Source organism: Bradyrhizobium sp. GCM10028915 (assembly GCF_042666195.1).
Taxonomy (GTDB): Bacteria; Pseudomonadota; Alphaproteobacteria; order Rhizobiales; family Xanthobacteraceae; genus Bradyrhizobium; species Bradyrhizobium canariense_D.
On sequence record NZ_JBHTFN010000006.1, the window covers coordinates 1 to 20,399 of the forward strand.

The window sequence follows — 20,399 nt, forward strand, 5'->3', positions numbered from 1 at the left end:
TTCACCGCTTAGTCGCTTCGCGCCTTCGGACACACCCGCTGAACGCGAGGGACTTAAGCGAACCACCTAAGACGGGACGACCTCGGGATGCCCCCCTCCGTCGCACTCACGATATGAGGCAAAGACCTCCGATCAATCAATGACAGAGTGCCTCGGATGAGGTCGGAATGGCGCGTTTTTGGACGAATGTTGCACAAATATCACTTTTTGCTGAACGAACGCCGGTGCTTAGGTGATTGATTTTGCACCAAAAATCTGTCTAGTTCTCGAAAAATCGCTTTGGAACCATTTCCTGCGGATCCGGTCGCCCACAGCCTTGGTTCTTCGCCGCGAGGGATCACGTGGCAGAATCACTCATCCCAAGGCGTCGTCCACGCGTCGTAGCTGAGCGAACGAGAGCTTCGGCTCGATGCCGCGAGCAGATGCAGTGCGCAGCTTATGGATTAGCGCTCTTGAGGGATCGCGCGGACGAAGCGCCTTACAGTGCTTTTCGTATCCCGCGGACTGCTCGCCGTTATTCGATCTAGGGTCAGCTGCCGGGTTTTTCCCTTGGAGTGGCTAGGTATCCAGAGGAACGGACAGACCAAACTCGGACCTGCCTAAGACTACTGGCCAGGAGCTTTGTTCAGAGCTCGTTCCATCCCCTTCCCCTCTCTGGCTGACGACTGAGACGAGCAGACATCCTGTCGGAAGGCGCGTGTGTAGATATTAGCACCCATGAGTCTGCGGAGCAGGGTCGCTTCTCGGTTGCGTGTGATGAAATCGCCAGCCTACATCGTGCGCCATAGGACGAAACGGCGAAAACAAGTCATCGCTCAGAACTCGATCGTAGGCTCACGATGAATGTCGATCCTGCTTAGGCCCGTTGGATCGTTGAGCAAGTCGTGCGATGCCCGGATCAACGTCGCAACCAGACCTCCGCTCGAAAGGCCGAATACGCATGCTGTGGACACAACCCGTTCGCTGCCACAGGACGCCCGCAGGTGATTAGCTTAATCAAAAAACGACGGGTGCCTCGCTATCAGGGGCACCCGTACAAGTTAGTTAACGAAGCTCAATTTACTTGGCGATCGCTGCTTGGGCTGCGGCGATCTTCGCTTTCACAGCCTCAAGATTAAAACTCGCGCCCTTCTGCATCGGCGGAAACTCGATCGCAGTCATCGCCAGCTTTTCAACCTGTTGTTGGACAAATACGAAGCGCCAGAATTCGTATTTGAACCAATCGAAATATTGCTGCGCGCCTTCCTTGGTTCCATTGTTCGGCCAGCCCGTGCGCTCAAAGGGATCGAGGCGAAGGTTGGTTATGTAGGGTACATCCGGCTTGCTTTTGTCACCCAGCCAACCGCCAGGCTGGTCGATGAAGCGAAACTTGTAGTCATCGATGCGCACCGCGCCGAGCTCGCTTTCGCCGAAGTACCAGATCTCGTGCCTTTTCGACGGCCCCAGGCCGGTGATCATATCCATCTGGTTGTAACCATCGAGATGGCACTTGAACGTGGTATCGCCGATCTGTTTGCCCTTCTTCAATTCTTCAGCAATGTTGGGATTGCCCGCGGCAGCAAGAAGTGTCGGGAACCAGTCGAGGCCGGAGATCATGCCATTTTCCACCTTGCCCGCCGGCACTTTGCCGGGCCAGCGGATCATTGCTGGCGCGCGGAAGCCGCCTTCCATCACGGTGCCTTTGCTCTGCGCGAACGGCGTCTGTCCGCCGTCAGGCCAGGTGAACACTTCGGTGCCGTTGTCAGTCGTGAAGATGACGATGGTGTTGTCGTCGACCCCCATGTCCTTGAGCTTCTTCATGACGATACCGACGTCATCGTCGAGTTGCGCCATGCCGGCTTCATGGATCGTCCAGCCGTTCTTGGAGTTGCGCAACGCCTGATATTTCGGCGACAGATGGGTGACGATGTGCATGCGGGTGGGGTTGAGCCACAGGAAGAACGGCTTGTTCTCGGCCTTCGCCTTATCGATGAATGCCAGCGAGAAGTCGCGAATCTCGTCGTCCACCGTTTCCATTCGCTTCGGATACAGCGTTCCGGCGTCCTCGATCTTCTGCTTGCCTACCCTGCCCCAGCGTGGATCTACCGTCGCGTCGTCAACGCTGGTGGCATATGAATGAATCATGTTCCGCGGACCGACGGTGTTCAGCAGATCCTGCGGATAGGCGGGATGAGCTGGATCTTCCATCGCGTCCAGATGATAGAGGTAGCCAAAGAATTCGTCGAAGCCGTGAACGGTCGGCAAGAACTCGTTCTTATCACCGAGATGATTCTTGCCGAATTGGCCGGTCGCGTAGCCCATTCCTTTTAGCGCCTGAGCGATCGTTACCGCCTGAGCCGGCAGGCCAGTGGGAGCGCCGGCTTGGCCAACTGTAGTCATACCGGTGCGGATCGGCAGCTCGCCAGTGATGAAGTTGGCGCGGCCGGCCGTACAACTCGCCTCGGCGTAATAGTCGGTGAACAGCATGCCTTCGGCGGCGATCTTGTCCAAATTTGGTGTTCGGCCGGCCATCATGCCGCGGTGATAAGCTCCAAGATTCCAGATGCCGATGTCGTCGCCCATGATGACGACGATGTTGGGCTTTTGTCCGGCAGACGCAGCTGCGGGCGCTGTGGTTGCCTGCTGCGCCTGGGTAGGGTTCGTCAACCCGACGGCTGCGAGTGCGGAGGCCGCGACCAGAGAGCTGCCGCTCAACAGCAATTCGCGGCGTTTCAATCCTGTGCTGCTCGGCCCGCTAGAGAGCTCTGACTTCTCGGACGCCTTTTTATCGCTCATGACAGTCCTTTTTCCTGTTCGCCGTGGCTAACGGGCTTTAACTCAAGCCAACGAATATCACGCAGGGCACATCAGATCTTGTGATCCGACACGCTGATGCCGACGCCGCACTTTGACTGTATTTCCAGCGATCGACTATGCACAAACGGCAGCCGCTTCGAACGCACGCATATGCGTTTTGGACTCAACCTCGACAGTCGCGGCATGTCAGCTAAGAGCCAAGCACGAATGCGACACCGCACTGTTGGCGGCCGAGGGATCAACCTGAGCGCCGCCACACGCTAAAAACGTTAGCCTCCCTCTATAAGGGAGGCAGCTCACTGGAAAATACCTGGACAGAGAAACGTTTTGCTCGTCGAGAACGCTAAGATGAACCGACACGAGCGTTGCAATAGCGCTTACGTCGAGAAGCATCTGAGACATGGGCAGATGGCAAGCTAGGCAATGGCCTTTTTCATCAGGATTTCGTCCTGGAGATGCACCGAAATCCAACATGGCTCGCCGAAGTATCGATTGGTTCGGCATGACGGGCTGCCGGGCGATATCGTCGGCAGTAGTTCGGCGCGCACAGATGCGAGCCTCCCTTGAGCACTCTCCGGGAAATGCTGATGTTTGGGGTACGTGGGTCGTAGCTTTCGCCTTCGGCGCCGCCGCGGGGATTCTGCGGAATGCAACAAGCCTTCGGCGCATCGGCGTCGTGCTTCGGCGAATACCAGTCGGCCGTCCACTCCCAGACATTACCGATCATGTCATAGAGGCCGTAGCCGTTCGGCGGAAACGCGGTCACCGGCGAGGCCCGTTCAAAGCCATCGGCCGCAAGGTTCTCATGCGGGAAGTTACCTTGCCAGGTGTTTGCCATGTGTTTGCCAGCAGGGGTCAGTTCGTCTCCCCACGCGAACTCCGCCTCGCCCAATCCGCCTCGCGCGGCGAATTCCCACTCGGCTTCGGTTGGCAGATCCTTCCCGGCCCATTTTGCGTAGGCTTCTACGTCGCGCCATGCCACGTGGACGACGGGATGATCGTCGAGGCCACGGATATTGCTGTGGCGTCCGTAGGGCCGCCGCCAGTTGGCGCCGAAAGCGAATGTCCACCACTCTCCCCAGTAACGCAGATCCACGGCCTCTTTGGGCGGAGTGAAGACAAGGGAGCCGGCTTTGAGCATCTGCGGCAATGCGTTTGGATAATCCTTCGCCTCGGGAGTTATCTCGGCGAAGGTTACGTAGCCGGTCGCGTTGATAAAGTCGCGGAACTGGCGATTGGTTACGGGGGTACGGTCCATCCAAAAACCGTCCACGGTGACGCGGTGGGCGGGAGCTTCTTCCGGATAATGCTTGTCCGAGCCCATCCGAAACGTACCGCCTGGTACGTGCACCATGTCCGGATGCGGCGAACCTTCAACCGGGCGCCTTAGATCAGATTGGGGGGCGAAATTCATGTGACTTCCGTCTCGCCGGTCACTTCGGCAGCAGAGTGCCAAGCCTGCGCCGTCCGCACTATGCAGATTCGGCAGAATCCCTAATTCCCGGAAGAGAAGAGAAAGCCTTAGCTACGGACTCGAAAAGCCAAGATTACCAATCCCGCCCCCTGAATGAGGAGCAGCGCACCAAAAATCACCGGCACCGCCAATGCGGCTGCGATTGGAGACCCTAATAGCAGAAGACCAACCAGGCCGTTGATCGCTCCGAGGATTAGAGGCCCGATGCCGCCCCCCTTGAAGCCGGCAATGAGCTGCAACGCGCCCAAGACAAGTCCTTGAACGCCAAGAATGAGGACAAGCACCGTCGGCACAGTCAAGGCAGCAAAGAGCGGATGCCGTAGAACGAAGAGGCCTGCGATGACGCCGACCACACCGCTCAGCAATGACCATATCCATGGCGTTGAGCGATCGACGAAGACTTGGACGAATGCAAGCAAGCCGGTTATGAGCCAGTAAAACCCCAGAAACGTTGTGAGCGCGAGGATGGTCGCACCGGGCTGGGTAACAAGCATAAGGCCCAGGATGATGCCGGCAAAACCTTGCAGGAGGAAAACCCACCAGATACTGGACTGCTGGGGCAGGACGGCGATGTTGGTCATAACCTAACCTCCCGAGGTTTTGTTGAACCGATCGCACTTGTTGAACCGATCGCAGTCAGTGCAGTCATACTGAGTAGCGGCGGCCGGAGCTTGCCTGCCAAGTTCATGGTGTATTCCTGCGGATTCTGTCGTGCGGTCGGGATGCTCCATCGAGGAGCTACATTTTCGTCGAGCGCGGCTCGATGCCAGCTTGCAGTATCCAAAGTGACCGGCTTTGGGCCGGCCACCGTCGTGGATATTGGCAGGCGGCCGTTACTCGCTCTGATGACCGGATTTCTTCATCTCTGCGAGGATACCGTCGAGGTTGTAGGACTCCGGTGCCTGCATCGGAGGGAAGTCCTTGTACGAAAAGAGCTCCTTTTCCCAGAGCAGCTGGCCGAGCGGCAGGATATTCCAGTCATAGAGATAAGCCGTGCTCGGAGAGCCGATCGAACCGGCGTAGCCCAGTAGCGATTTTGCGTCGGAACCGACGGTCTGCTCGAATGGGTCACGCTTGATGTTCGCGACCTGCGTCCAATGGAAGCTCTGCGCCCCGAATAACCCACCGGTCCCTGTATCGGGGACCATCGTATAGTACATCTTCCAATTCTTGTAGCGTACCGCCGATGGCTGCGCGCCAGTGTAGTAGAAGAAGACGTCACGCGCCGACTTCTCCGTACCTTCGAGATAGCCGCGCTGATCAACACCGTCGAGCGTCGTCTTGACGATGCCTGGGTAGCTTCCCGTCTCGATCTGCTTCTTCAAAGCGTCACCCTTGGGGCCGCCCGCGATGTTGACCAGCGTGGGCAACCAATCAAGTGCCGACACCATTTCGTTCTTGACCGTGCCAGGCTTGATGTGGCCCGGCCAGCGAACGACCAGCGGAGCGCGCATGCCGCCTTCCCAGGTGGTCAGCTTGCCGCCCTTAAAGGGAGTGGTGCCGCCGTCCGGAAAGGTAATGTTCTCGGCGCCGTTGTCCGTGGTGAAGACGATGATGGTGTTGTCAAGCTGCCCCATGTCCTCGAGTTTCTTCAGAACATAGCCAATGTTGTCGTCCATCTGCTTCATGCCGGCCTCGTTGAGGCCCCAGTCCTTGCCACCTGGCTCGCCGATCATCGCCTCGTATTTCGGCGGTAGCACGGTCGTGATGTGCATGCGCGCCGGGTTGTACCAGACGAAGAACGGCTTGCTGGTCTTCTTGGGATCGTTGCGATCAAGATAATCGATGACCTTGGCCGAGATTTCTTCGTCCACGCCTCGTGATCGGTCGAGCGTCAAGGGACCCTCGTCCTTGCAGGTCTGGTTCGCCTGCGAGCCATCCGACGATTTGCACGCCAGCACCGGCCGCGGCGGCGTCAAGCACGTGGCCGTTCGAGGGTCCAGGGCGCCGGGGAGTTCGCTGAGCCCAGGGATCGGGCTGCTTTTGCAGGGCGGCGCGATGCCTTGCACAGTCGGGCTCTTGTTGATGTCCGGGAAACTCACCCCTTGCATCGCGTCGAGGTGATAGAGGTAGCCCCAGAATTCCTGGAAGCCGTGCGCGGTTGGCAGCGCCTCAGCATTGTCACCGAGATGGTTCTTGCCGAATTCGCCGGTGTTGTAGCCGAGGTCGAGCAAGAACTTCGCAACGGCGGGGGTGCCGGGCCGCAGCCAGGACGGGCTGCCGGGTAGCTGCGGTGGAATCATGCCGGTGCGAAGAGGATGCATGCCGGTGAAGAATGCGTTGCGGCCAGCGGTGCAGCTCTGCTCAGCATAGTACGTCAAGAAGAGCGCACCTTCATTTCCGATGCGGTCTATGTTCGGAGTCTCTCCCACCATCAAGCCGCGATGGTAGATGCTGGGCTGCATGATGCCGATGTCGTCGCCCATGATGAAAACGATGTTGGGCTTTCCGGCTGGCGCCTGTGCGAAGGCAGGCAGGGGGACTGCCGGCAAACTGACTGTCGCCAAGGCGGTTGCTGATACCAGCATACGTTTCAAGTTTCTAGTGATCTTCATAGCTCCGGCTCCTAGCTTTCACGATACGTGAACGACCGACTTGTCGAAGTCTGGGGCGGTTGCAGAAGCGAAGAGGAGCTGCTCAACTTGCACAACTCCGCTCTTCGTCAAGGTTAGCCTGACCGAAGTTTCTCCCATCGCGCTATGCGAATTCGGCACAGCACTTATAATTACTCCTCCTTGTTGGAAACGCGGCGCAACGTCGATGACGGCGTTTCTCCGAAGACGTCGCGGTAAGCTACCGCGAAGCGCCCGAGTTCGGTGAAGTGATGAATTCTAGCAATTTCTGAAACACTGGCAGATGCCGGATCGGCGTCACGCAATGCGGATCGCGCTCTATTCAACCGTCGCAGCAGGTAGTAGCGGCTTGGACTAACACCCAGAAATTCTGCGCAACAAAGCCGCAACGTACGCTCCGGCACCCCGATTGTGGTGCAGAGCTCCGACAGGTTCAAATGAGACTCTCTTTGTCGAGTCAAGCATTCCTCGAAACTGACCATGATCTCCGCGTGGCGCCGCCTTGAGTTGGACGGCCTGTCGGCATTCCGGGTCGACAAGCATATGACGAGCGCGTCGAGCAACTCGCGCTCGATCGAAGCGGCACCGGCTGTGAAGAAGAATTTTCCTGTCGCTTCAGCGAGGTCGCAGAGTTTCGAAATCAAGCTCAACAACACTGTGGAGGCTTCGTCAGCAGGCATCACGATGCAGTTGTCAGATGGCGCTCTGAGACTTTCCCCGGTCAAAGCTTTGCTGTATGCGGCAAGCTCTACTGACGGCAGAGATATCACTCCCCAGTCCGCTTCTCCGATTGTTCGCTGGTGCGTCCTCTGCCCGAGGGAATGGAAAACCAGATCGCCAAAATCCAAGCCCACCCCACAGCAGAACATACTCAGCGTCCTGTTAGTAGAGAACGAGATGTGCACATGAGCTGGCGGCAAGGCGAGGAAAGCGATGCGTGGAAGGTTCTCCTTTGCCCTCAGCACGTGCAGGCGACCAATATTCAGGTGGGTCAGTTGCCCCTTGAACTCTCCATCCGCTGTAACAAAGAACTCGACCTTTCCAATTCCAATCGCCGCACTGTAGGTGTCGGGACTAACGAAGATCGTTGTTCCGTTCTGGATCATCCGGATCGTCTCGTTCGAAGATGGCCGCGGCGTCGCAGGCCCCGTCGGGCTGCAGCTTGGTCGATTGACCACGATCCGCCTATGCAGCTTCGGAAGCCGATTGTACTCCTTCGCGACTTTTGACGCCCTGGCGACCTGCGCTACGCAGCTCCGCTTTGCTCCGAGTGTTGCGCCGCTGCATCAACCAGCCACAGTTTGTTGTTTTGGCCGATTTTGCATAGCTTAGGGCCAAACCGCAGATAGCATAGGATAAGGATGTATCGAGGAGCGGCAGATGCGGCGTGATTCGATCAGGGACTTTCAGCTCGGTGCCGGTGCGATCTGTGCGATGCTGATCCTCACCACCCAACAGTCCCGCGCCGATGAAAGCGGCATTTCGTTCTGGCTGCCAGGCCAGGTCAGCAGTCTGCCGGCGGTCCCGCAGGGCGCGCCGGGCTGGTCAATGGGAACCGTCTATTACCACACGAGTGTTGCAGCCTCCGGCTCTGTCGCCGCGGCAAGAGAGATTCAAGTTGGCAGATTCGCACCAACCGTCAATGTCAGCCTCAACGCGAGCCTGAATGCGCAGGCCGATCTCTTGCTTCTGAACCCAACCTATACTTTCGGCACGCCAGTCCTTGGTGGTCAGTTGGCGATGGGAGTAACCGGCATATTCGGCCGGTCAGCCGCGACCATTGATGGAACACTGACAGCTAACGTGGGAGGATTCGCGGCAACCCGGATGGGGAGTATCGGAGATTCGATTACGTCTGTCGGCGACCTCTATCCCATGATCACGCTCAAATGGAATTCAGGCGTCAACAATTACATGACGTATATAACGGGCGACATTCCGGTCGGCGCTTACGATCCAAGTCGCATCGCTAACCTTGGCATCGGCCACGGCGCGATCGATGCCGGCGGGGGCTACACTTACCTGAACCCGGCTTCCGGCGTGACGATTTCCGGCGTTGCGGGGTTAACCTACAATTTCAAGAACCCTGACACTCAGGTTCAAAGCGGGATCGATTTCCATTTTGACTGGAGCACAGCGCAATTTCTCACAAAACAGGCGTTTGTGGGTTTCGTTGGCTATGCCTATCAGCAAGTCTCAGATGATACTGGTGGAAATCCACTGCTTGGTGGCTTCAGATCTCGCGTTCTCGGCGTGGGCCCCCAGTTCGGATACATCTTTCCCGTGGGCGATATGCAGGGGTACTTAAACATCAAGGCGTATGGGGAATTCAATGCGGCCAACCGGCCATCTGGTTGGAATACTTGGCTGACGTTTGCAATTTCCCCAACTGCGGCAACAGATGCGAAAGCGACCCGGCATATCGTTACGAAGTAGTGCCGCAAAGCCGCCGTCGCCTCCCAGCGCCCCTTCTACCTTCCTAATTTCTCTGCCGACCAATTCTGACGCGGAATATGGGGATTAAGGCTCTCGCAAGACCACGTGCTCCACCTCGTGAATCTAAAAAGTTGCGGTTAAGAGCATTGTCATTTGAATCCGGTCGAGAGCCTCTCTTGCTTGAGCATGACGTCAATGGCCTCAATGATGCGTATTTGAGGATTTGCTTTGCAGTAGACGATCACCTCATGCTCGAACTCTTTTGATTTCGCTATATTGAAGTAATGCTTCTTGCCGAGGCCGTTGTACCAGCCGCTATACCAAGTGGTGAGCCGATCGTCCCCTGCCAGGTGCCCGCAAGCGCGGCGCAGGTCAATGTTTGGACGTCGATGTATCCGTTTGCGTCCGCGTATGCGGTAAGTTCCGTTTGTGCCTGGGCATGCGAGTTTTCAGCCAAAAGCATTGTTGTCGCGACAAGGAGCATCTTGCGCATTTTGGCCAAGTGTTAAGGCAGTCCGGTTGTCGGCATCGAGATCACAATAAAATGGCCTGTCTGCAACTCGCTTGGCTTCATGGCATCGACCTTCGCGGTCCAAGATCGCGTGCGACAGGACTGACTTGATTCACCCTCTCGGATGAGGAAGTTCATCAATAAATTCTGTTCCCTCAGAATTGGCCGGGTTGAGCAGGAGGGCTGGGCCAGTCTACGCGGAAGTTATTTGGGTTGCGTCGATCAAAGAGATCCTGTCGAGCGACCATGCTGGATCTCAGGCGCGGAGCGGACTGAGTATCGCGGATTGTCACGATGCGTTCGCGCCCGTCTTTGGCGATGGCCACGGACGGAAGCGCATGTTCAAGGATTAGAATGATAGCCAGCGAGCGGGCGGTGATCATGAGCAATCCTACAATCCTGCAGTCGGCCATGGAGTGGTTGCTGTCCTCGCCTCCAAAGCGATCGTGCCCAGAGGTGGTTTATCGCAGTGGCTTGCCGCAGTCTGAAGTTCAACACTCAGGCGCGCTATGCAATTCCGGAGAAAATTCAATTCGTTCGATTTTGCGACAGTTCCATGTGAACGGGCCGGTAAGGGGGAGACATATTTCGGAAAGGTTGGACAATGTCGAGCTTCCTCCTTCATTGCTCGTAAACCCGTATATTCCGAAGATTCGCCGAAATTGCATAGACGGTTAGCATCCAAGTCCATCAAGCTTTGACTAGACGGCCGCTGTCATCAATCGGTTTGGAGGTGAGCTATGAGGCGCAAACTTTGGCGCGCCGCTGCCGGCGCGATATTGGGCGTGGCACTGACTGTCAGCTGCCTGCCGCGCGCGTCTGCCCAAGATGATCCATTGCCGTCCTGGAACGATACTTCGACCAAACAAGCTATCGTCGATTTCGTGCGTCGGGTTACGACATCCGGAAGTTCCCAGTATGTGCCGCCCGCCGCACGTGTGGCGACCTTCGACAACGATGGCACGCTTTGGGTCGAGCAACCAATGTATGTTCAATTGGTATTCGCCCTCGAACGTGTGAAGGCTTTGGCGCCATTGCATCCGGAATGGCGATATACCGAGCCTTTCCAGTCGGTTCTTGAGGGGGACCTGAAAGCACTGGCGGGGTTCAGCCAGCGGAGCCTGCTCGATCTGATCATGCAGACCCATGCCGGGATGACCACTGACGAGTTCTCGAAAATAGTATTGGATTGGCTCGCCTCCGCTCGCGATCCGCGCTTCCAGCGGCCCTATACTGACCTGGTCTACCAGCCAATGCTTGAGTTGCTCTCTTATCTGCGGGCGAACGGCTTCAAGACCTTTATCGTCTCGGGCGGTGGAGTCGAGTTCATGCGTCCGTGGACAGATAAGGTTTACGGGGTTCCTCCCGACCAGGTCGTAGGCTCATCTATCAAGACCAGATTCGAGATGCGCGACGGAATTCCTACGCTATTTCGTTTGCCGGAGTTGAACTTCATCGACGATAAGGCGGGCAAGCCCGTCGGCATAAACGAAGCCGTAGGCCGCCGCCCGATTGCTGCATTCGGAAACTCAGACGGAGATCTCGAAATGCTTCAATGGACTACCATCAGCGACGGCTTGCGTTTTGGGGCCATCGTTCATCACACCGATGCAGTACGCGAGTACGCCTACGATCGGCAGTCGCATTTCGGGCATCTCGACGTTGCTTTGGAGGCGGCCGCTGCAAATAGGTGGACGGTGATCGATATGAAAAAAGACTGGAAAGTGATCTTTCCCTTCGATGCGCGCTGAAAACGCTACTGGTCTATTCTATCTGCACTGGATACTGTGCATTTCATTCGCCATCCCAGGCGCAGAACGTCAAAATGGGCGATGGTCTCAGCCGTTGGGTGTAATTCGCCGGCCCGTAATGCGTCCGGCATGGCGGGCAAGCTCGTCCGGTCGGGCGATTCGAAGGACCTTTCCAATCGCCGGAATTACATAGTCAACCGCTTAATGCTCTTCCATGGTCGCCCCGAGCGTCGGGACGCCTTGCCCAAATTCTGGAAGCGAGAACGTCCGAGAACGTTCACGAATAAGGGGGCGATATGACGAGCAAGACCAAGACTGCCGCGCTCGCAGGATTTTTGGGCGTTTCCATCGGGTTCACAGGGATCGCAGGCGCTTTTGGGCAGGCTGCTCCAACATCGTCCTCAATCAAAACCATCGGCCCCCCTAGCGCGCCTGCCAAGCCCGAAATCGTCCCGTCCCTCTTCGTGATGAACTCCCGCGGTGCGTCACTACAGGGAGATAACTTGGTTCTGACTGGCGTTACGCCGAGCTCGATTGTCTTCGCCGATCGCCCAATACGAGCCGCCGGTCACCAGGCCACCGCCGAAGTGATTGCAGAATGGGGCGCTGGAGAGGACAGCTTCGCCAAGAACCCGCCCAATGCGACAGTGTCGGTTTTAGCGAAGGACGGCTCAGTGAAGGATGCCGTCGTGGTGCTGAAGAACCCGAAGCTCGAGGGTGACAAGCTGACTTTCACCGTGCAGACGCTGGAAGGTGATCTCGCCGGCGCCGACGGAGCGGCAGCGATCTTCATCGATATTATCGGGCGACCGCTGACGCCGCTATCGTTTGCCGGAGTTGCTCGCCATTCAGCATTCCGCGGCGCAATGTACGCGGGCGCCGCAGGGGCTGCCGCATATGGGGCGGCCCCTTATGCCGCGGCCTACTATCGTTCGTATCCGCCCCCTCCGGCCTGCGGCTACTACCCGTACCCGCCTTGTTATTGAAGACGCACCACCGAGAACAGACCCTCTTGCCTTCGGAGCTTGGCGTCCTGGTCGCAGACGATCAACGCTGTTTACCATTGGGCTTCCCCGAATGCTCCTCCAGAATTCCGTCCGTAGACCTGGCGGCTTCAACTCATAAGGACCAGTTCATGCGGCGTTTGGCACGCATCGCTCTCCTCGCCACCATGACCGGCGCCGTTAGCGCATCGGCATCTGCTGCCGACCTCCCGGGCCGAGTGGAGCCACTCGCGCCGGTCGCCTATGCGCCTGCGTTTTCATGGACAGGCTTCTACAGTTGGTGGAGAGCTCGGATGGATACAAACGAACCCCCAATACACGACCGGCGCACTATTGCTCGGGGCTCCATTCCTGCTCACATCCGGCTCGCGTAAGGATGGCCTGACATATGGAATTCTCACTGGCTATAACTACCAAGTGGGTCAGTTTGTGTTGGGCGTGGAAGGCGATTTTCAGGGATGGACGGTCGGCGCTATACGCTACACCGCCATCACCGCCGATTTCCTTACGGCGCATAGCAAATGGGGCGGCTCGATACGCGGCCGGCTCGGCTATGCTGCCGACCGCGCCCTGCTCTATGTGACAGGTGGCGCGGCGTTCGCATCTCTCGAGACCTCGATTCCCTTTACCGGCATTTCACTCGGCGGCGACGGCACGCGCGTGGGCTGGACGGTCGGTGCCGGCCTGGACTACGCCGTCACAAACAACTGGTTCACCGGGCTCGAGTATCGCTACTCACAGTATCAATCCAGATCCTTGGTGTATCCGATACCGGTTCTCAATCTTGGTATCATCGGGCTTAAGCAAGACTTGAGCAACAACCAGGTCACGGCTCGCCTTGGCTATAAGTTCTGAATCGTTTTCGAACCCGGCTAACCCATCGACTAATTACAGCAACGCGGGATTCCGTCATGCTAAAACATTTGGGTGCGCTGTTGCTCGTGGGGCTCGCCACGGTGTTCGTATCACCTGCGGTTGCCCAGCAGCCGCCTCCCGGAGTCAGCGTCGGTACCCTCACGTGCAAAATGGCACCCTCCATCGGTTTGATCTTTGGATCCCGCCAGCGAATGGTATGCCGCTTCGCACCCAATGGGCCTTATCCGCCAGAAGCATATCTTGGTGTAATGGGCACTATCGGTATCGATATCGGGATCACGGCAGGCGGGGCGATGGCGTGGGGCGTCTTCGCACCCACAGCAGGACCACGACGCGGAGCGCCATCCGGCACTTATGTGGGTGCGAGTGACGCCGTTGGCGTCGGCGTTGGGGTTGGCGCCAATCTGCTGTTCGGTGGAACGGCGCGTTCGATCGCCTTGCAGCCGCTCTCCCTCGAGGGCTCGGTCGGGATTGATTTGTCACTTGGAGTTTCAAGCCTCACGCTGTCCTTGGCGCAATGAATCACAGGCAAAGAACACCCCTCAACTTTCATCGCGAGCCTACTGCCAGTTCTATGAACGCGCGGTTCGGAGCCAGTCATCAGAGGACATATCGATGAGAATGACAGTCAGATCAATCGTCATCCTTGGGGCTCTCCTGTGCCTGGCCATTTCGTCGATTGGCAACGCCTCAGCGCAGACAGATGTCGGAAAGGCGCTTTTGGAGAAGCTGACCGCCAGAGTAGCGAAGCTTGAGAGCGCCTGCGCAAGCGATATCAAGAAGTACTGCAAAACAGTGACGCCTGGTGAAGGGCGTATGATTTATTGCATGCAAGCCCATGAAGACAAGATCAGCCCCAAATGCGCGTTTGAACTCGGGGAAGCCGCGACAAAGCGTGCAAACAACGGCAGACGTTCTGAAAGACGCTGTGGTTGCATGCAAAGCTGAGATAACCGGAACGTGCGGAAAAATAGTGCCGGGCCAAGGTCGTATTGCTGCTTGTCTGCTGTCGAATAAATCGACAGCGTCTGCAGCTTGCGTGGAAGCCATTCAGAAGGTCGAGACGATGTCCTCTCAATAGCACATCGTCGATCAAGGTCTTATGAACTTGCCAAGGGCTCTATCCGCATCACCGGCGAGCCTCACTAGGCCGGCCAACCCGAGCACCGCGGAACTATTTTTGTGCTGACACAGCCGGAAACTGGACTAATGGCGCTCAACGAAAGCGCTTATTATGTATCAGACAAGACACTCCCGGTGACAGGAAGAGCGCTGACCCTACTCCACATGATCAACTCACGTTTCCAAGAACCAGCTTCTTAAGGCCCGCCAAGGCCCCGTAACAGTCCGCCAATTCCAAAAGCTTCCGTCTTTGCGGTCCATCCTCCATACTTGCAGCGTCTTGACTCAGGATTTGCGAGAGTTCGTCGCACTCCTCCTCGGTCAAATGTTGATCGTCAATCGAGGATCTGACGTCTTTCGATTTGTTCACGCTGGCTACCCTTCTGGCGGCGCGCGCGATCAAGCCATCGAGGCAAAGCTTGCGCTATAACATGGGATAAACTTCGCTCATCTTTCTCGGTTGCTGTTCCCCGCAATGTGCACATCTGAGCTCGTTGCGGTGAAAATGGCGCGGCTGAACTCGTCGAAGCCCGGATGAGTGCGGCGACGCTCTCCTCCTCACCGCTTTCCAGCATCCTCGGTACACGCCTGAAGGGATTGGGTATCGGATAGTCGATGTCGCAGCCAAGTTGAGCTTGCAGCTTCTTGCCACGTCGAACACCGGCACACCGTCTGCTACCGCCACAATCAATTGCGTGGTCCAAACGCCGTCGCCAGGTCACGCCAGGGTGCCCCTGATCGGGTCCAAAAGATGCGACTTGATCGCAGTCCATTCATAGTCGGCGAGTTCGTAGCGCATGACTCGAGCGTCCAATTCGGAAGTTTGAATCGCGGCAGTCCGGCCAAACGCAACGCTCTTGGCCGAGCCTGGTACGGCGCTTCTGACAGGAGCGGACATCAACGATAGTGCCCCCTTGCGGACAACGGCGCTTTTGACGCCACCCGACATTGGCACTACCGCTGGATCGTCCATGAGTTTACAATCGAATCCTGAATTCTCCTAACTTGGGCGGTTCCTTTGACCGAAAATCGCGTGGAACGGAGACTAGCGGCTGTGTTGGCGGCCGATATTGCTGGCTACAGCCTTTTGATGGGTCGAGACGAAGAAGGCACACTCTCGCAACTCAAGGCGTTCCGGAAGACGCTCATCGATCCCACCATCGCAGCGCATCGGGGCCGCATCGTCAAGACAACAGGCGACGGCATGCTGGTCGAGTTCGTCAGTGCGGTGGATGCGGCTCGGTGCGCGGTAGAGGTACAGCGCGGAGTGGCCGCTCAAAACGCGGATGTGCCGCCAAACGCCAGGATCCAATTTCGTATCGGTGTTCACGTCGGGGACATTATCTTCGACGACAATGATATCTTCGGCGACGGAGTTAATATTGCAGCACGGCTCGAAGGGATTGCAAAGCCCGGCGGCATCTGCATCTCGGACGACGCACAACGTCAAATTCGTGGGAAGCTCGATAGTCTTTTTGAAGATATGGGGCCGCAAAACTTAAAAAACATTGTCGAGCCGATGCGCGCATGGCGGTTGAGTGTAGATGAGAGATCGTCTGTGTTATTGGGCCTCGAACGTCCAGCCGTCACAGGCCAGCCACTTGCGCTTCCAGATAAGCCTTCCATCGCAGTGTTGCCGTTCCAGAATATGAGCAGCGACTCCGAGCAAGATTACTTTGCTGACGGTATCGTCGAGGACATTATCACGGCGCTGTCGCGTTACCATTCGCTCTTTGTTATCGCACGCAATTCGAGCTTCACCTACAAGGGTGCTGCCGTCGACATTAAGCAGGTAGGGCGCGAACTCGGGGTACGCTACGTGCTTGAGGGAAGTGTACGAAAATCGGCGGATCGTGTGCGAGTAACGGGTCAGCTTATCGATGCCTCGACGGGTGCGCATTTGTGGGCTGACCGTTTTGATGGTGCGCTGAAAGATATCTTCGATCTGCAGGATGACATTACTTTTCGGGTTGTGGGCGCAATCGCACCCAAGCTCGAACACGCCGAGATCGACCGCGCGATGCGCAAGCCGACTGAAAGTCTCGACGGCTACGATTATTTCCTGAAAGGCATGTGGAGCTTTCACAAGGCTGGCAGGGAAGACATCAGCGAGGCCCTTCGCCTGTTTCTCAAGGCAATCGAACTCGACGACAATTTTTCCTCTGCCTACGGAATGGCCGCATGGTGTTATGTTCGGCGCAAGATGAATGGTTGGGCTGACGAGGGACCATCTGAGTCCTCCCAATCGGCCCAAATCGCGGAGCGCGCTGTGCAATGCGGCGAGGACGATGCCGTCGCCCTAGCCTGTAGCGGTCTTGCAATCGGCTATATATCTGGCAATTTCGAACGTGCCATAAGTTTGTTTGATCGCGCTCAGGCGCTAAATCCGAACTTGGCGATTGCTTGGCATCTGAGCAGCTGGATTAGATCATTTACCGGTCAGCCAGATCGCGCAGTGGAGCACTTGGAGCGGGCCATTCGTCTAAGCCCGGTTGACCCGCAACGCCCCGGGATGCAGGCCTCGATCGCGTGCGCCCATTTTGCAGCAGGCCGTTTTGATATCGCTTCAGCTACCGCGGAGACAGCTATGCTGGAGCAGCCGAAAAACTTTATGGCAACAATCGCGGCTGCTGCCACCCACGCAATGACCGGAAACCTCGATATTGCAAGAAGCGCAATGGATCACGCACGCGCCCTCGATCCCAATTTGAACCTCCAAAAGATCAAGGATCGTCTCCCCTATAAGCAACCCGAGGTGCTCGCCCAATGGGAGGAGGCCCTACGCAGAGCAGGACTACCGGAATGATCAACTCAGTTTAGCATTTTTGCTCTGCGGTGCATTAGTCCGGAGATGGCGCATAGCTGACCTGGCAAGCGCAGCCGGTGAAGCCGCTTGTGACCCGGACATCGATCCCAGGACAACCGTTCTTTCTCTACCTGACTGCCGGCTCCTGCTTGGGAGAGCCGGCGCCATGTGGGGACGGCGCGATAAGGCGCCGCCCCTTCTGTCCTAGCCCTCAGTTGCCATTTGGCATCGGCAACCTGATGCCTTCCTTGGCCAGCGACTCGCGAACGCTCTGGAACCTCTCATACTCGGACAGCGTGAGCGGGCCGGCGTAGCTTTCACTTTGCAGCTTGCGCGGAGGATACTGGACATAGGTTTTCATCAGGTTTTTGATGGCTTCGCTGATGGTGACCAGGGTCCAGGTGCGTTCCGTATAGTTGTTCATGAAGATATCGTAGCGTTCCTGGGGATCCTGCCAAAGGTCAAACACCTGCGGGACGGTGGCGACGTACTTCTCCGCACCCTTCCAGCCGAGGTTGGTATCGACCGCCAAACCACCGGTTGTTGCGCCGTCGTCGCCGCGGAGATTGAAGACGGCCTTGTAGTTGCCGACGCGCGCGGCACCGGGCGACAACTCATTCTCGGTGAAGTAGAACCACTCGTTGCGCGGCGACTTGCCGGTACCGAACAGGACCGGCGACATGTCGTAGCTGTCGAACATGATCGGCGCTCCGGCGCGATCTTGCGTCGGCATCTTGGCTCCGCCCACCGCCGCGAAAGTGGCCATCAGGTCCAGGCCGCCCAGGATCTCATGGTTCTTCGTGTTGGGCTTGATCTTGCCCGGCATCCATGCAAGAGCCGGGACACGGTTTCCACCCTCACGCACGGTGCCCTTGGTGCCGCGGAACGGGGTGTAGCCGGCGTCAGGATAGACATCCTGCCAAGCACCGTTGTCGGTCGTATAGACCACCAACGTGTTGTTCGCATTCGGGAGCGAGCGGATCTTGTCCATGATGCGCCCAATACGTGCGTCGAGTTCGACCACGGAATCGGCGTATTTGCTTTTTGATAGCGACTTATGAATGTAGTCGGGGTGCGGCATGTTCGGTTGATGCACCTTCATGAAGTTGATGCTCATGAAGATCGGTTCGCGTGAGTTAGCGTTTCGATCGAGATATTCGATCGCCGCCTTTTCGACGTAGCCGTCAAAGAAGGGAATTCCGACCACGCCTTCCTTACCGTCGACCACGGGCGTATCGACATACTGCCCGTTTATCTTGAACTCCTCGCGCGCCTGCTGACCGGCATTGCCTGACATCGCGCCCTTGGTCACGCGCGCAAACATCGCACGCAATTCGGGGGCCATGTCCGGAAACCAGGTCGGGTCCGCGTAGGTGTAGGCGTTGAGATGGTACAGACCACAGTACTTCATCTCATCGTAGCCCTGCGCATTCGGAAGCGCGTAATCAGCCTCGCCCAAATGCCACTTGCCGGTGAAGAAGGTTTTGTAGCCGCTAGTCTTGAGCACCGATGCCAGGGTCCACTCGGCCGCCGGGAGGCCGCCCCCTTGCCCTTGGAAAGACACGGTCGTCATGCCGCTGCGGTTTGGAATACGGCCGGTCTGCATGGCCGCGCGTCCCGGCGTGCAGCTTGGCTGCGCGTAGAAGGAAAGGAACTGCATGCCCTCGCCGGCCAGACGGTCGATGTTGGGCGTCGGCATGCCGCGGCCCTCGCCGCCACCATACGGCCCGAGGTCACCGAAGCCGGTATCGTCGGATATGATCATTATGATGTTGGGCTTGCTCTGCTGTTGTTGAGCCTGCGCTTGACTGAACCGTAGTCCGTCGAGGGCAAAGGTGGCGACGAGCATGGTGCCCGCGAGCAATGCATTGCGTCGGCTGAGGCTGCGGCGCGTGGTGTCTTCTTTACTACTTTTCAATTTCTCTCTCCCGTTTGAAGATCCGTGCTTCTCAGGCTCACAAGGTTCTTCGGATGCAACGAAATCCCAAATGACTTGTTGACGTATCGACAGGCTCCGCGTGCCGCGCTGCGGGCCGGTAGCGCCGGCAATAGTTGGGTGCGCAAAGATGCGAGCCGCCCTTGATTACTTTGCGCGGAATTTTGCTCACCGCATGGTGAGGATCGAAACTTTCGTCCTCCCGGTCACCGCGCGGATTTTGCGGAATGCAGCAGGCCTTCTTGGCATCCGCTTTGTGTTTGGGTGTGTACCAGTCGGTCGTCCACTCCCAGGTGTTCCCGATCATGTCGTGGACACCAAAACCATTCGCCGGAAATGCATTCACGGGCGAAGTTCGAGCAAAACCATCGCTGAGGGAATTTTCGGCAGGAAAGTTTCCTTGCCAGGTATTGGCCATGTGGCGTCCTCCAGGCACGAAGTCATCGCCCCATGCATATTCGGCGGAATCCAGTCCTCCGCGGGCGGCAAACTCCCATTCGGCCTCGGTCGGTAGAGCCTTGCCGGCCCAGTTCGCATAAGCCAAGGCGTCATCGAAATTGATGTGAACGACCGGATGATCGTCGAGACCGTCGATATTGCTTGCGGGGCCATAAGGATGCCGCCAATCGGCTCCCGGCATGAGCGTCCACCACTGACTCCAGTCCTGAGGATTCGACAGGTGTTCGGGCGGAACGAAAACGAGTGAACCCGCGAAGATCAATTCCGGAAGAGCGTCCGGATAGTTCGCTGGATCCGGGGTTACTTCCGCAAAAGTGGTATGGCCTGTCGCTCTGACGAACTCGCCAAACTGACGATTCGTTACGGGATGACGGTCTATCCAGAAACCGTCCACCGCCACGCGGTGCGCAGGGGCTTCTTCCGCATAGTGTCTATCCGAACCCATCCGAAATGTGCCGCCGGAAATCCTGATCATCCCGTCGCGCGCCGGTGGGACACTATCGACGGAAGCATCGACCTTGAACGGAGTTGCAGGAAAGGGCGTCGTCATTTGATTAAAACGCCTTTCATCTGCAGCGCCGTTAAGACGACGTAAGCCCGCGCGTACTCGCGCAGCGCGCGCGATGAAATTGATCCTGACGGGGCGGCGGGGGCA

At 57.4% G+C, this 20,399-nt stretch carries 15 protein-coding genes; 7 read left to right on the forward strand and 8 right to left on the reverse strand.

Annotated elements, in window-relative coordinates; all coding sequences use genetic code 11:
- Positions 1–1,059 precede the first annotated feature (1,059 nt).
- The 5 genes from ACFQX9_RS05065 to ACFQX9_RS05085 form a co-directional block, all read right to left on the reverse strand.
- A complete protein-coding gene (locus ACFQX9_RS05065) occupies positions 1,060–2,775 on the reverse strand; it encodes an arylsulfatase (RefSeq protein ID WP_377786904.1) in 1,716 nt (571 codons plus the stop codon).
- Positions 2,776–3,232: 457 nt separating this feature from the next.
- Positions 3,233–4,210, reverse strand: a complete 978-nt coding sequence (locus tag ACFQX9_RS05070) for a formylglycine-generating enzyme family protein (RefSeq protein WP_377786908.1) — start codon at positions 4,208–4,210, stop codon at positions 3,233–3,235.
- Between the two features lie 107 nt (positions 4,211–4,317).
- Complete coding sequence (locus ACFQX9_RS05075) at positions 4,318–4,851, reverse strand: HdeD family acid-resistance protein (RefSeq protein ID WP_377786911.1); 534 nt, start codon at positions 4,849–4,851, stop codon at positions 4,318–4,320.
- 252 nt (positions 4,852–5,103) lie between these two features.
- Complete coding sequence (locus tag ACFQX9_RS05080; RefSeq protein ID WP_377786914.1) at positions 5,104–6,825, reverse strand: arylsulfatase; 1,722 nt, start codon at positions 6,823–6,825, stop codon at positions 5,104–5,106.
- Between the two features lie 170 nt (positions 6,826–6,995).
- On the reverse strand, positions 6,996–7,949 hold the full coding sequence (locus tag ACFQX9_RS05085; RefSeq protein WP_377786918.1) for a helix-turn-helix domain-containing protein: 954 nt from the start codon (positions 7,947–7,949) through the stop codon (positions 6,996–6,998).
- Positions 7,950–8,223: 274 nt separating this feature from the next.
- On the opposite strand from ACFQX9_RS05085, the gene ACFQX9_RS05090 reads away from it, so the two are divergent.
- A complete protein-coding gene (locus ACFQX9_RS05090; protein ID WP_377786922.1) occupies positions 8,224–9,279 on the forward strand; it encodes a transporter in 1,056 nt (351 codons plus the stop codon).
- 666 nt (positions 9,280–9,945) lie between these two features.
- Here the strand turns inward: ACFQX9_RS05090 and ACFQX9_RS05095 are convergent.
- On the reverse strand, positions 9,946–10,173 hold the full coding sequence (locus tag ACFQX9_RS05095) for a hypothetical protein (RefSeq protein WP_377786925.1): 228 nt from the start codon (positions 10,171–10,173) through the stop codon (positions 9,946–9,948).
- A 357-nt stretch (positions 10,174–10,530) separates the two neighbouring features.
- Between ACFQX9_RS05095 and ACFQX9_RS05100 the strand changes: the two genes are divergently transcribed.
- The 6 genes from ACFQX9_RS05100 (at position 10,531) to ACFQX9_RS05125 (ending at position 17,349) form a co-directional block, all read left to right on the forward strand.
- Positions 10,531–11,541 carry an HAD family hydrolase gene (locus ACFQX9_RS05100; protein WP_377786929.1) on the forward strand — a complete coding sequence of 337 codons (1,011 nt, stop codon included), beginning with the start codon at positions 10,531–10,533 and terminating at the stop codon, positions 11,539–11,541.
- A 296-nt stretch (positions 11,542–11,837) separates the two neighbouring features.
- Positions 11,838–12,527 carry a hypothetical protein gene (locus ACFQX9_RS05105; protein ID WP_377786932.1) on the forward strand — a complete coding sequence of 230 codons (690 nt, stop codon included), beginning with the start codon at positions 11,838–11,840 and terminating at the stop codon, positions 12,525–12,527.
- Between the two features lie 261 nt (positions 12,528–12,788).
- A complete protein-coding gene (locus ACFQX9_RS05110; protein WP_377786935.1) occupies positions 12,789–13,400 on the forward strand; it encodes an outer membrane protein in 612 nt (203 codons plus the stop codon).
- A 56-nt stretch (positions 13,401–13,456) separates the two neighbouring features.
- Positions 13,457–13,942, forward strand: a complete 486-nt coding sequence (locus ACFQX9_RS05115; protein WP_377786938.1) for a DUF992 domain-containing protein — start codon at positions 13,457–13,459, stop codon at positions 13,940–13,942.
- Between the two features lie 94 nt (positions 13,943–14,036).
- On the forward strand, positions 14,037–14,369 hold the full coding sequence (locus ACFQX9_RS05120; protein ID WP_377786941.1) for a cysteine rich repeat-containing protein: 333 nt from the start codon (positions 14,037–14,039) through the stop codon (positions 14,367–14,369).
- Between the two features lie 1,192 nt (positions 14,370–15,561).
- A complete protein-coding gene (locus tag ACFQX9_RS05125; protein WP_377786944.1) occupies positions 15,562–17,349 on the forward strand; it encodes an adenylate/guanylate cyclase domain-containing protein in 1,788 nt (595 codons plus the stop codon).
- A gap of 211 nt (positions 17,350–17,560) precedes the next feature.
- On the opposite strand, the gene ACFQX9_RS05130 is transcribed toward ACFQX9_RS05125, so the two are convergent.
- Both ACFQX9_RS05130 and ACFQX9_RS05135 read right to left on the reverse strand, forming a co-directional pair.
- A complete protein-coding gene (locus ACFQX9_RS05130) occupies positions 17,561–19,198 on the reverse strand; it encodes an arylsulfatase (RefSeq protein WP_377787003.1) in 1,638 nt (545 codons plus the stop codon).
- 106 nt (positions 19,199–19,304) lie between these two features.
- A complete protein-coding gene (locus tag ACFQX9_RS05135; RefSeq protein ID WP_377787006.1) occupies positions 19,305–20,219 on the reverse strand; it encodes a formylglycine-generating enzyme family protein in 915 nt (304 codons plus the stop codon).
- Between the last annotated feature and the right edge of the window lie 180 nt (positions 20,220–20,399).